12 protein-coding genes are annotated in these 12938 nt (G+C 72.3%); 7 read left to right on the top strand and 5 right to left on the bottom strand.

Annotation, left to right across the window (positions count from 1 at the left end):
* Nucleotides 1-49 precede the first annotated feature (49 nt).
* On the bottom strand, nt 50-973 hold the full coding sequence (locus OG741_RS18320) for a DUF3027 domain-containing protein (protein ID WP_405599197.1): 924 nt from the start codon (nt 971-973) through the stop codon (nt 50-52).
* A 303-nt stretch (nt 974-1276) separates the two neighbouring features.
* Here OG741_RS18320 and OG741_RS18325 point away from each other — a divergent pair, with 303 nt between their 5' ends.
* From OG741_RS18325 to OG741_RS18340, 4 genes are all read left to right on the top strand, one after another.
* Nucleotides 1277-2623, top strand: coding sequence for an MFS transporter (locus OG741_RS18325; protein WP_405599200.1), 1347 nt, complete (start codon nt 1277-1279; stop codon nt 2621-2623).
* 234 nt (nt 2624-2857) lie between these two features.
* Nucleotides 2858-3337, top strand: coding sequence for a DUF2771 domain-containing protein (locus tag OG741_RS18330; RefSeq protein ID WP_266481308.1), 480 nt, complete (start codon nt 2858-2860; stop codon nt 3335-3337).
* 27 nt (nt 3338-3364) lie between these two features.
* Entirely contained in the window at nt 3365-4009 is a 645-nt protein-coding gene (locus tag OG741_RS18335) for a futalosine hydrolase (protein WP_405599204.1), read from the top strand.
* Complete coding sequence (locus OG741_RS18340; RefSeq protein ID WP_405599207.1) at nt 4006-4845, top strand: 1,4-dihydroxy-6-naphthoate synthase; 840 nt, start codon at nt 4006-4008, stop codon at nt 4843-4845. The genes OG741_RS18335 and OG741_RS18340 overlap by 4 nt, the downstream gene beginning before the upstream one ends.
* Nucleotides 4846-5026: 181 nt before the next feature.
* Here OG741_RS18340 and OG741_RS18345 read toward each other — a convergent pair whose 3' ends face one another.
* Nucleotides 5027-5410: a cold-shock protein gene (locus tag OG741_RS18345; protein ID WP_323136066.1), complete on the bottom strand. Its 384-nt coding sequence runs from the start codon at nt 5408-5410 to the stop codon at nt 5027-5029.
* 191 nt (nt 5411-5601) lie between these two features.
* Here OG741_RS18345 and OG741_RS18350 point away from each other — a divergent pair, with 191 nt between their 5' ends.
* A complete protein-coding gene (locus OG741_RS18350; RefSeq protein ID WP_266481301.1) occupies nt 5602-5838 on the top strand; it encodes a hypothetical protein in 237 nt (78 codons plus the stop codon).
* On the opposite strand, the gene OG741_RS18355 is transcribed toward OG741_RS18350, so the two are convergent.
* Nucleotides 5835-6485 carry an HAD family hydrolase gene (locus OG741_RS18355; RefSeq protein ID WP_405599210.1) on the bottom strand — a complete coding sequence of 217 codons (651 nt, stop codon included), beginning with the start codon at nt 6483-6485 and terminating at the stop codon, nt 5835-5837. The two genes, OG741_RS18350 and OG741_RS18355, sit on opposite strands and share 4 nt — an antisense overlap.
* Before the next feature lie 60 nt (nt 6486-6545).
* Nucleotides 6546-7559: a hypothetical protein gene (locus OG741_RS18360; protein ID WP_405599212.1), complete on the bottom strand. Its 1014-nt coding sequence runs from the start codon at nt 7557-7559 to the stop codon at nt 6546-6548.
* Nucleotides 7560-7652: 93 nt separating this feature from the next.
* Between OG741_RS18360 and OG741_RS18365 the strand changes: the two genes are divergently transcribed.
* Both OG741_RS18365 and OG741_RS18370 read left to right on the top strand, forming a co-directional pair.
* Nucleotides 7653-10208 (top strand): helicase-associated domain-containing protein, encoded by a 2556-nt coding sequence (locus tag OG741_RS18365; protein WP_405599214.1) that lies wholly within the window; start codon nt 7653-7655, stop codon nt 10206-10208.
* Between the two features lie 133 nt (nt 10209-10341).
* Nucleotides 10342-11979 (top strand): DNA repair helicase XPB, encoded by a 1638-nt coding sequence (locus OG741_RS18370; protein WP_266481288.1) that lies wholly within the window; start codon nt 10342-10344, stop codon nt 11977-11979.
* Nucleotides 11980-12425: 446 nt separating this feature from the next.
* Here OG741_RS18370 and OG741_RS18375 read toward each other — a convergent pair whose 3' ends face one another.
* Nucleotides 12426-12620, bottom strand: coding sequence for a hypothetical protein (locus OG741_RS18375; RefSeq protein WP_405599216.1), 195 nt, complete (start codon nt 12618-12620; stop codon nt 12426-12428).
* Nucleotides 12621-12938: the final 318 nt, after the last annotated feature.

Below are 12938 nucleotides of genomic sequence, written 5' to 3' on the forward strand. Positions count from 1 at the left end.
GCCCCGCCGGCGTTTGAGGCGCGGGGTCTGGGGCGGAGCCCCAGTACGACTACGAGTGGCCCAGGTCCTCCGACGCGCCGTCCGGCTCGGAGACCGAGCCGCCGTCCCGCGCCGGGCGCAGCGGGAACTCGTCCGCGCCCATCGTGTCCAGCACCGGCGGCGGCGGCACCGGAGGCTTGGGCATCACGGCCGCCTCGGAGTGTCCTCCGCAGCCGTACGCGAGGGAGACGATCCGCCCGTCCGCCGGCGAGAACTCGTTCGCGCACACGCCGAAGGCCTGCCGCAGCGAGCCGGCGATCGGGACCAGGAAGCCGCATGTCACACACGCCGCGGGGGCCGCCTGTGCCATCGGGGTCTTCGCGCCGAAGGACTCGTCCCAGCGGTCCGCTGCGATATGCAGCCCGTACCGGGACAGCACTCTGGCCCGGCGCATGCCGAGCTCCTCGGCGAGCGCCGAGATCGAGCCGCGGGACGGGGCCAGCGGCAGCGAGGCCGGCGGGCCCGCGGTGACCTCCGCGTCCTCCGCCTCGACCAGTTCGGCCATCTCCTCCGACACCGCGGAGTTCGGCGGCGGCGTGTCCTCGCCGGAGAAACCGGGCTCCAGCCGCAGATCGTCCGCCTCGGTGGGCAGCAGATCCCCGGGGCCCATGTCGCCCGGGCGCAGCCGTTCGCTCCACGGCACCCACTCGGGCGCAAGCAGTGCGTCGGGGCCGGGCAGCAGGACGGTTTCGTCGAGGGTGACGACCTTGGCGCGCGAGGCCCGGGCGACGGTCACCGCCCAGCGCCAGCCCCGGTAGCCGAACTCCTTGCACTCGAAGAAGTGCGTGACGACGCGGTCTCCCTCCGAGACGAGGGACACATGCTCGCCGACCACCCCCGGGGCCGCGGCCTCCTCGGCCGCCGCCCGGGCGAGGTCTACCGCCTCGGCGCACAGACGGTCAGGGGTACGGCTTCGCGTCGTCGCAGCACTCACAGGTCTCGCTTCTCTCCTACGCCGTATCACGGGTGCGCCGGCCGATTCGCGAGGTACGGGCCGCAGGCGGAGCGGACCAAGGGGCCGCATCGACGTCCGCGCCCAGACCAACCGTGTCTCGGGCACACCTACCGTCATCCATTCTGCGGGATGCCGAAGAGGCGCGCGGCCGAGAACAACCGCCGGTGGCGCGCTACGCACGCTACCCCCTCCGCCGCCCGCCGCCCACCTGCCCGCCCCAACAAGGGGCTAACAACACCGCATCACCGTTCGCGTGGGCGGCGCTTGGGGCACTATGACGGAGTGGCAGCCGTACGGTCGTCCGAAGGCGCCGGGCAGCTCAGAAGAGCAGGCCGGGCGGTCGGGCGTGCCCTGCATCTCCCTTTCACGGGCACGGCGCGGGGCATTCGCAAGGCGACACACGCGCACGGCGCGGGCGAGTCCGGCCTCGGCAAACTGATCGAACTCCACGCCGTGAACGGCGCGGGAGATGTCATGATCACCGTCGCGCTCGCGTCGACGGTTTTCTTCTCCGTACCGACGGACCAGGCACGCGGCCGCGTCGCGCTCTACCTCGCCGTCACGATGCTGCCCTTCACCCTGCTGGCCCCCGTCATCGGACCACTTCTGGACCGCATCCCGCACGGCCGCCGGGCGGCGATGGCGGCCTCGATGCTCGCCCGCGCGGTGCTCGCCATCGCGATGTCCGGGGCGGTGGAGACGGGCGGCCTGCAGCTGTATCCGGCCGCGCTGGGTGTGCTGGTCGCCTCGAAGGCGTACGGAGTGGTGCGCAGCGCGGTCGTGCCGCGGCTGCTGCCGCCGACGTTCTCGCTGGTGAAGGCGAACTCCCGGGTGACGCTGGCCGGGCTGCTGGCGACGGGGATCGCGGCGCCGATCGGTATCGGGCTGCAGAAGGTCGGGCCCCAGTGGCCGCTGTACGCGGCGTGCGCGCTGTTCCTGCTGGGCGCGTACTGGGCGTTCACCATGCCGCACAAGGTCGACTCGGCGAAGGGCGAGCGCAAGGCGCACATGCTGACGCACGGCGAGACGAAGCCGAGTCTGCGCACGGTCGGGCCCTCCGTACTGCACGGGCTGCAGGCCAATGCGTCCCTCCGTGCGCTGTCCGGCTTCCTGATCTTCTTCCTCGCCTTCCTGCTGCGGGAGCATCCGCTCAACGGGCAGAGTCCGGCGGTCTCACTCGGGATAGTGGGCGTCGCGGCGGGCGTGGGAAACGCGCTGGGCACGGCGGTCGGGGCGTGGCTGAAGGCCCGCGGGCCGGAGATGATCATCGCGACGGTGCAGTGTTTGGTGCTGCTGGCCGCGATCAGCGCGGCGCTGTTCTTCGGCGCGGGCATGGTGGCCGTGCTCGGCGCGACGGCGGGCCTGTGCCAGGCGCTCTCCAAGCTGTCCCTGGACGCGCTGATCCAGCGGGACGTCCCGGAACAGGTCCGCCCGTCGGCGTTCGCGCGCTCCGAGACGCTGCTGCAGATGGCCTGGGTGGTGGGAGGCGCGATCGGCATCTCGCTGCCGCTGATCGGGGCGGTGGGGATGTGGGTGGCGGCGGGGATCGTCGGGCTGGGCCTGGTGTTGTCGGCGCGGGGGCTGGTGACGGCGCGGCACGGGGGGAGGGCGCCGGCGAAGGTGGCGTAGCGGGGTGCGGTGCCGCTGCGCGGGGCTGTTCCCCCACCCCGCCCGTTCCCTTAACCGGGGCTCCGCCCCGGACCCCTTGCGGGGCGCTGCCCCCGGACCCCCGTATGCGACCTTCGGTCGCATGTCCTCAAACGCCGGACGGGCTGAAATGCCGCACCGCCGCCGGCCAGGCTGAAAGCGACGCGCGGTGGACCCCCGCGTGGCGGGGCACGGCGCGCCCGATAGCCTCGGGACATGACCGTTGCGTTCTTCTCGGGCAAGCGCCGCCGGGCCGCTGCCGCTCTCGGTGCCGTCTCCGCCGGGCTCCTCGTCCTTTCCGCCTGCGACAAGCCGACCCCGCTCGCGACCGTGACGGTCGGGACGGACTCGGTCCACTCCGAGGCGGCCTGCTACAACGACGGCAAGGCGATCAAGGAATCGCTGCTGCAGGGCTGCCTCACCGAGAAGCCCGCCAAGACCATCAAGGTCGCCCTGGACGACAAGGTCCGTATGGGCGTCGACCCGGAGATCGCCGACCACGGCTGGACGCTGCTCTTCGGTGGCCAGCCCGTCGAGCAGGAGCCGTACAAGAAGGGCTACCGGACCATCCCCGGCAACGCCTTCTTCTCCTCGCAGACCGGTGAGCCGACCAGCAAGACCGCCGTCAGCATCATGGAGACCAGCGGCAAGAAGGTCATCGGCATCTGGCACTTCCAGTTCGAGAAGGAGTCCTGACAAGGACCCCGTCCGGAGGGCAGGGCTGTGCGCGTACTGGTGGTGACCGCGGTGGCGGCGGAGGCCGACTCCGTCGCCGCGGGGCTCACCGGTACCGGCGCGACGCCCGTCATTGATGTGCTGGCCGCCGGTGTCGGCCCCGCGGCCGCCGCCGCGACCGCCGCCACCGCGCTCGCCCTCGGCTCGTACGACCTCGTCGTCTCCGCCGGAATCGGCGGCGGTTTCCAGCCACACGCCCCTGTCGGCTCCCTCGTCGTCGCCGACGCGATCGTCGCCGCCGACCTCGGCGCCGACACCCCCGACCGCTTTCTGCCCGTCGACGAACTCGGTTTCGGGCGCAGCGTCCACCTTCCGCCGCCCGAGCTGTCCGCGCGTATCGCCAAGGCGCTCGACGCCGTGTACGCACCCGTCCTCACCGTCTCCACGGTCACCGGCACCGCCGCCCGCGCCGCCGAGCTGAGCGTCCGTCACCCGCGGGCCGCCGCCGAGGCGATGGAGGGCTTCGGGGTGGCGGAGGCCGCCGCGGCCCACGGCGTACCGGTCCTGGAGATCCGCGCGATCTCCAATCCCGTCGGGCCGCGCGACCGTGCGGCCTGGCGCATCGGCGAGGCGCTGGACGCGCTGCGGTACGCCTTCCAGCTGCTCGTCCCCGTCCTGGAGGAAACGCCGTGACCTTGCAGATCGCGTACTCGCCGTGCCCGAACGACACCTTTGTCTTCGACGCCCTCGCGCACGGCCGGGTACCCGGCGCGCCCGCCGTCGATGTGAGTTTCGCGGACATCGACATCACCAACGCGATGGCCGAGCGCGGTGAGTTCGACGTGCTGAAGGTGTCGTACGCCGTACTGCCCTGGGTCCTCGACGAGTACGCGCTGCTGCCCTGCGGCGGCGCGCTCGGCCGCGGCTGCGGTCCGCTGGTGCTCACCAAGGAGCCCGGTACGGATCTGACGGGAAAGACCGTCGCCGTGCCGAGCGAGCGCTCGACCGCGTATCTGCTGTTCCGGCTGTGGACCGCGGACGTCCTGCCCGGTGGGGTCGGCGAGGTGGTCGTGATGCCGTTCCACGAGATCATGCCCGCCGTACGGGACGGCAAGGTCGACGCCGGACTGGTCATCCACGAGGCGCGGTTCACCTATCAGAACTACGGGCTGCACTGCCTGGCCGACATGGGCGGGCACTGGGAGTCGACGACCGGCCTGCCCATCCCGCTCGGCGCGATCATCGCCAAGCGCTCGCTGGGCGGGGCGACGCTGAAGCTGCTGGCCGACTCGATCCGCATCTCGGTGCGTATGGCCTGGGACGAGCCGGAGGTCTCCCGGCCCTACGTACTGGAGCACGCCCAGGAGATGGACCCCACCGTGGCCGACCAGCACATCGGTCTCTACGTCAATGAGTTCACGGCGGACCTGGGCGACGAGGGATATGCAGCGGTGCGCGGCCTGCTGACACGCGCCGCGGCCGAGGGGCTCGTACCTCCCCTCGGCCGCGATGCGCTCGGTTTCGTCTAGGCCGTGTTTGAGAACTAGCGCCGTCCGCCCGTAGGGCGGGGCTCGCGGCGTCTGGTGCGTGCAATCGCAAGGCGGAGGATCATCCTCGTACTGGACGTACTTGGATGACTCCGACAACGCAGCGAGTGTGCGTGCCAGGCGTCGCGGGCCAGGCGGGAGTTCTCAAACACGGCCTAGGCGGCTACACGTCCAGCTGGTCCGCCACCGCCCGCAGCAGGCCCGCGATCTTCGCGCCGTGGACCTTGTCGGGGTACCTGCCGCGCTCCAGCATCGGCGTGATGTTCTCCAGCAGGGTCGTCAGGTCCTGCACGATGGACGCCAGCTCGTCGGGCTTGCGCCGCTGCGCCGCCGCCACGGACGGGGCCGGGTCGAGAACCGTCACCGAAAGCGCCTGGTCACCGCGCTGGCCTGCCACCACGCCGAATTCGACGCGCTGGCCGGGCTTGAGCGACTCGACCCCGGCGGGGAGCACCGACGAGTGAACGAAGACGTCGCCGCCGTCGTCGCGGGAGAGAAAGCCGAAGCCCTTCTCGCTGTTGAACCACTTGACCTTGCCGGTAGGCACGTCTGTCCTCGTCCTCGTACTCGTTGGGGCACTGGGGCACCGGAAATCGGGCACCAACCTGGGCACCGAAAAACGGTCTGGATAGCACTACAGCGGGTCGCCTGACCCGCCACCCCCAAGGCTAATGGTCCAGGGGCTGGTGACAAGACGTTGCCGAATGGTTCCTACGCGCAAGGAACTACCCTGGCCGGATGACTGCTACTCCTCCCGCCCCCGGTGACGGGCTGGTGCGCGTCGGCGCGATCGTCTTCATCGTCGGCGCCGTCGCCACACTGGTCACCGTGGCCCCACTGTTTCTGGGGACCGAACCGTTTCCGCCGATCGCGTACGCGGTGTGCATGCTGATGGGCGCCGGCTTCCTGATCGCCGCGGCGGGTGTGCTGCGCTCGATCGCCGCGCAGCGACGACAGGCCAAATCCGCACTCTAGTTCTGGCTGTAGGCGCGCAGCCACGCCGGGAATGCCGTCAGATCGTCGATGATCACGTCCGCGCCGGCCGCACGCAGCTCCGCCGCGTCGCACGGCCCCGTCGGCACCGCGACCGACAGCGCCTCAGCCGCCCGCGCACCCCGTACGTCCCCGGTGTGGTCACCGACGTACACACTCGCGCCGTGCTCGCGCAGCGCCTCCGCCTTCGCCTCTGCCCACAGCCAGCCGATGACCTCGTCCGGGGCGATCCCGAGATGGGCGAGGTGCAGCTTGGCGTTCGGCTCGTGCTTGGCGGTGACGACTATGGCGCGGCCGCCGAGCTCCTGGACGGCGGCGACGGCCTCGCGGGCACCGGGCAGGGCGAGCGTCGGCGTGATCGCGTACGTGGGATAGATCTCGCGGTAGCGGTCGCACATCCGCTGGATGTCCTCACCCGGGAACCAGTGCGCCATCTCCTCCTCCAGCGGCGGCCCCAGCCTCGTCACGGCCAGGTCGGCGTCGATCCGCACGCCGGTCTCGGCGGACAGCGCGAGATAGGCGGAGTGGATACCGGGCCGGGAGTCGATGAGGGTCATGTCGAGGTCGAATCCGACGGTGAGCGGGTGCCTTGCGGAATGCGAAGCCGAGTGCGAAGCCATAGGGGCCATTGTGCCCAGTGGGCCGCGGCGGCCGGCCGCGGTGCTCAGGGGGTGGGCGCCGGGACGCCCTCAGCCGGTTTTACGCCGCGCCCGCCACACCAGATAGAGCGCGGAGGCGACCGCCGCCCCCTTCACCACCCAGGGCCAGGTCCCGGCCAGCGCGTCGCGCATCCCGTCCTGCGGGATCGGCTCGCCCCAGCGCCCGTCGACCCGGCCCCACAGCCAGACGAGACCGCCTGCCACGACCGCCCCGGGCAGGCCCACGACCGCCCATTTCGCCTCGGCGCGGGACAGCCGGCGCGAGGCGTAGGCGAGAAGCCAGCCGAGGCCGAGGGCGAGGAAGGAGCCGAGGAGGGCGCCCCCGAGCAGCAGAGCGGCGGCGATCAGGAGGAACGGGTTGGCGAGCGCGGGCGGTTGTCCGGCCTCTTCCGTACGGCGGCGAAGCCGCGGGAGCCACCGGCGGCACCCGGTCCCGGCCTCCACCGCCTCCTCGTCCTCGTACTCCTCCTCGGGCTCCGCCGCGTCCTCGGCGGCCGCCTGCGCCTCCAAGTCCTCCTTGGACGGCGGGGGTTTCAGTATTTCGGGGACCTCCACGCCGCCGACGAAGCCCGCGACGCTCTCGCCCGCGCCGAACGGCCCGGGCTCGACCCGCCACCAGTCGGGCTCACTGCCCGAGGGGCCGAGCTCGTCCATCCCCGCCAGGTGCGGCGGCGAGGCGCCGGCGGACATCCGGGGAGCCTCGGGCTGTTCCGGAGCCGCTCTGCGCGGCCGCGGGATCCGGCGCCGTGCGCGCTGCTCGGGCACGGCGGCCGGGGACGGGACTCCGGGGGCGGGCCGTTGCGCGGCGGCGCCGCTCTCCTCGAACGCAGCCGCCACGACCTCGTCCGGCGTACCGAGCCGCCCCAGAATGCGCCGTACCGACGCGGGGGTGTCGGAACCGAACTTCGCCCGCCGCCGGTCGATCTCGTCGCGCAGCGTCGACACCAGGCGCATGCGCGTGCCGGACGGCAGTTGCTGTTGCTGAGCCAGGTCCCCGACACGGCTCAGATAGTCGTAGACGAGCTGATCGCTCTCGATCCCCACCGGCGTTCCCCTGACGTTCCCTACCCGGCCGCCCTGTCGTCCCGGGCCCGCCCTGTCCCCGACGGTAGCGCTCCAGGGACTAACGTGGTGCGGATGGGGACCATGCCCGAAGGAAGCAGTACGGCCGGCCGCGGCGGTCCGCGCACACTGGCCGAGGCCCTGCGCACCCGCGCCGACGAGGAGCTGGCCGCACTGCTGCGCGCCCGCCCCGATCTGCTGACCCCCGTGCCGGGCGACCTGACGCAGCTCGCGACGCGGGCCGGGACACGTGCCTCCGTCGTACGGGCACTGGAGCGGCTCGACCGCTTCACGCTGCAGACCGCCGAGGCACTGGCCGTGGCCCCCGACCCCGCACCGTACGAGACCCTGCGCGGCCTGCTCACCGGCGACGAGGGCGATCCGGCCGTCGAAGCGGCCCTGCCGCACGCGGTGGATGTGCTGCGGGGGCAGGCGATCATCTGGGGCGGTGAGGACCGGCTACGGCTGGTGCGCACCGCGCGCGAGCTCCTCGCCCCCTCCCCGACCCGGCCGTCGCCGACCGGCCTCGGCCCGACCGTCGCCGAGGCCACCGCCGGGATGTCGCCGACGCGGCTCCAGGAGATCCTCGCCGCCGCCGGGCTGCCGACCACGCACGACCCGGTCTCCGCGGTCGCCGCGCTCGTCTCGCTGTTCACCGACCGGACACGGATGGCCGCGCTCCTCGACACCGCACCGCCCGAGGCGCTGACGGTTCTGGACCGGCTGGTCTGGGGTCCCCCGTACGGGGAGGTCACGGCCAGCCCGACCCCGCCCGTGCGGTGGCTGCGCGACCGTGGACTGCTGCTGCCCGCGTCGCCGCGCACGGTCGTGCTGCCGCGCGAGGCCGCACTGCATCTGCGGGGCGGCCGCGCGCATCGAACGGTCGAGCCGCTGCCGCCGGAGGTCAGACCCGCCGCCACGACCTCGATCACCCAGGGCCGTCCACAGGTTGTGGACAGTACGGCGGCGGGCCAGGCGTTCACCGCGCTCTCCACCGTCGAGGACCTGCTGAAGGACTGGCACGAAGGCGGGCCTGCGGTGCTGCGGTCCGGCGGCCTGTCCGTACGTGACCTCAAGCGCACCGCCGCCGCGCTGGACACGAACGAGCAGATGGCCGGGTTCTGGCTCGAACTCACCTATGCGGCAGGGCTGTTGGCATCGGACGGCGCGGCGGACGAACGGTATGCGCCGACGCCCGCGTACGACGACTGGCTCACCCTCCCCGCAGCCGAACGCTGGGCGCAGCTCGCCGCGGCCTGGCTCACCGCGACCCGCACGGCGGGCCTGATCGGCGGCCAGGACAGCAAAGGCCGCGCTCTGTCGGCCCTCGGCCCCGAGCTCGACCGCTCCGCCGCGACCGAGGTCCGCCGCCGGGTCCTCGACCTGCTCGCCACCCTCCCGGCGGGCACCGCCCCCGACCCGGAGTCCGTCCTCGCCCGCCTGCGCTGGGAACGCCCGCTGCGCGGCAGCGGGACGGCGGACGAGAACGCGGCACGCAACGCGGCGGCCGTGGGCCCGACCGATCTGCGCTCGCGCATCGCGGCCTGGACTCTGAGGGAGGCGGAAGTCCTGGGCATCACGGGCCGCGGCGCACTGTCGGCACACGGCCGGGCCCTGCTCGGCCACGACACCGCCCCGGCCGCCGGAACGGACGGGACGGGGGCCGCGAGGCACGCCCGGGCCGAAGAGCTCGCCGCCGAGGCCACAGCTGCGCTCGCGCCGCTCCTGCCCGAGCCGCTCGACCACGTACTCCTCCAGGCCGACCTCACCGCCGTCGCGCCAGGCCCCCTTCAGCGGCCGCTCGCCGAGACCCTCTCCGTACTCGCCGACGTCGAGTCCAAGGGCGGGGCGACCGTCTACCGCTTCACCCCGGGCTCCGTGCGACGCGCGCTGGACGCCGGGCGGTCCGCGTCCGACCTGCACACCTTCCTGGCCACACACTCCCGTACGCCCGTGCCGCAGCCGCTCAGCTACCTCATCGACGACGTCGCCCGCCGCCACGGCCATCTGCGGATCGGCGCCGCATCCGCCTACGTACGCTGCGACGACGACGCGCTGCTCGGCGAAATCCTCGCCGACAAGCGGTCCCAGGGCCTGCGGCTGCGCCGCCTCGCACCCACCGTCCTGGCAGCCCAGGCGGACCCCGCGACCCTGCTCGACGGCCTGCGGACCATGGGATACGCGCCCGCCGCCGAGTCCGCCGAGGGCGACGTCCTGATCACCCGCGCCCACGCCCGCCGCACCCCGCCGCGCACCCCGCCCGCCCCCGTCCCGGACGGCCCGCCCCTGCCCGACGCCACGCTGCTCGGCGCGGCGGTCAAGGCGATCCGCGCGGGCGACCTCGCGGCCACGGTGGAGCGCAAACCCGCCCCGGAACCCGCGAAGAACGGCGAGCTGCCGCGCACCACCTCCGCCGAGACCCTGGCCACCGTCCAGGCGGCGGCGATGACCGGCGCGGCGGTCTGGATCGGCTACGTCAACGCGGACGGCGCGGCCAGCCAGCGCGTCATCGCGCCGGTGCGAGTCGAGGGCGGCTTCGTCACGGCGTACGACCACACGGCGGACGAAGTCCGCACGTACCCCCTGCACCGCATCACGGGAGTCGCCGAACTCGCGGACGACTCCGCCTGACGGGGCCCTGCGGGGCGTGATCGCCACCAGCATCAGGAGCTTCGAGCAGAAGATCGACCGGCCAAGGACCTGGGGCGCGCCCGCGGCCGCGTACGGCACACTGGAGGTTTGGCCTCACCGAAAGGGCGCAGGTGTGAACGGACCCCTCATCGTCCAGAGCGACAAGACCCTCCTCCTCGAAGTCGACCACGAGCTGGCGGGCGACTGCCGTCGCGCCATCGCGCCCTTCGCGGAGCTGGAGCGCGCCCCCGAGCACATCCACACCTACCGGGTCACCCCGCTCGGCCTGTGGAACGCCCGGGCCGCCGGGCACGACGCCGAGCAGGTCGTCGACGCGCTCGTGGCGTACTCCCGCTACCCCGTCCCGCACGCCCTGCTCGTGGATGTCGCCGAGACGATGGCCCGCTACGGCCGGCTCACCCTCTCCAAGCACCCCACCCACGGACTCGTGCTGACCAGCACCGACCGGCCCGTCCTGGAGGAGATCCTCCGGTCCAAGAAGGTCCAGCCGCTGGTCGGGAACCGGATCGACCCGGACACCGTGGTCGTGCACCCCTCCGAGCGCGGGCAGATCAAGCAGACGCTGCTGAAGCTGGGCTGGCCCGCCGAGGACCTCGCCGGTTACGTCGACGGCGAGGCGCACGCCATCGAGCTGGACGAGACCGGCTGGGCGCTGCGCCCGTACCAGAAGCAGGCCGTCGAGGGCTTCTGGCACGGCGGTTCGGGCGTGGTCGTGCTGCCCTGCGGCGCGGGCAAGACGCTTGTCGGCGCCGGTGCGATGGCGCAGGCCAAGGCGACCACCCTGATCCTGGTCACCAACACCGTCTCCGCCCGGCAGTGGAAGCACGAGCTGGTGAAGCGGACGTCACTGACCGAGGACGAGATCGGTGAGTACAGCGGTACGAAGAAGGAGATCCGCCCCGTCACCATCGCGACCTACCAGGTGCTGACGACGAAGCGGAAGGGGATCTATCCCCACCTGGAGCTCTTCGACTCCCGCGACTGGGGGCTGATCCTCTACGACGAGGTGCATCTGCTGCCCGCCCCGGTGTTCAAGTTCACGGCGGACCTCCAGGCCCGCCGTCGGCTCGGTCTGACCGCCACGCTCGTACGGGAGGACGGGCGCGAGTCGGACGTCTTCTCGCTGATCGGGCCGAAGCGTTTCGACGCGCCGTGGAAGGAGATCGAGGCGCAGGGCTACATCGCGCCCGCGGACTGCGTGGAGGTCCGGGTCAATCTCACCGACGCCGAGCGGCTCGCGTACGCCACGGCCGAGACGGAGGAGAAGTACCGCTTCTGCGCCACCACCGCGACCAAGCGGAAGGTGACGGAGGCGCTGGTCCAGCGCTTCGCGGGCCAGCAGATCCTGGTTATCGGCCAGTACATCGACCAGCTCGACGAGCTGGGCGAGCATCTGAACGCGCCGGTCATCAAGGGCGAGACGTCCAACGCGCAGCGCGAGAAGCTCTTCGAGGCGTTCCGGCAGGGCGAGATCTCCGTGCTGGTCGTCTCCAAGGTCGCGAACTTCTCCATCGACCTGCCGGAGGCGACCGTCGCCATCCAGGTGTCCGGCACCTTCGGCTCCCGCCAGGAGGAGGCCCAGCGGCTCGGCCGGGTCCTCCGCCCCAAGGCGGACGGGCACCAGGCCCACTTCTACTCCGTGGTCGCGCGGGACACGATCGACCAGGACTTCGCGGCGCACCGCCAGCGCTTCCTGGCGGAACAGGGGTACGCGTACCGGATCGTGGACGCGGACGAGCTGCTGGGCTAGCAGGACTGCCGGGCGCACGGTCCGGAACGGTGTCCGTGCCCGGACGGTGATCAGCAGGCAGGGGACGAGCAGATAGGCGTGGAGGGCCGGTTCGAGCCAGAGGCCGGCAGCGAGGGTGATGAGCACCAGCGGCGGCCGCGCAGAGCGCCTGGCGAACCGGAAGAGGGCGAGAGTGACTGCGGAGAGTAAACACGGGGTCACGTTCCGGAACTTCACGGCGCGACCCTACAAGGTCCTGTCCGGTCGATCAGGCCGGATCAGTGAGCGGGGTCTGGTGCGTGCAGATGCAAGGCGGAGGAAGGAGCCCACGCGGAGCGTCGGCGACTGACGCAACGCGGCGTGGGGGTACCTCCCGTGCCCGAAGGGCTACGGGGGAGTGCGTGCCAGGGCACGCGAGCCCGGCAAGATCGGCCGGACCGGGCCTGGGGGGATCGGCGACGGCAGGGTCAGCGGCGGCGGACGCCTGCCTCCTCCGCGTACTCGCCGAGGACGGCGACGCTGAAGACGGCCTCGGCGTAGACCTTGACGACGCGCAGCGCGTTGCCGAGGCGGTGCGGGGAGTGCCGGGTGGAGCCGGTGGCGGTCGCGCCGTGGCTGGGATGTGGGATGTGGGCGCCTGGGGTGAAGGTTGCTGTGCTCATAACTCCATGATGGATTTCCGGCCGGCGAATGGCATCGATCTGCGGTCTGAACCCTGCGGTCGCCGGTGTACGACCCCAGGCATAGGCCGTCCCCTACGGGGAGGATGCGCGGCCTCCACCCGGACGGTGACCGGACCGGGCGGCGGGAAAACCATTCGCCTCCGGTCCGCGGCCTGACTAAACTCCCCGTCTTCCCCGCCTCCCTCGCAGGAGCGCCGCCGCCCGGACGGAAACCGGCCGGTCCGCCATGTCGTGATCAACCCTTTCGTGATCAACCCTTCGTGATCAATCACGCCGTGATCCACGCAGCATCCGTCC

The organism is Streptomyces sp. NBC_01410, assembly GCF_045040195.1.
Taxonomy (GTDB): domain Bacteria; phylum Actinomycetota; class Actinomycetes; order Streptomycetales; family Streptomycetaceae; genus Streptomyces.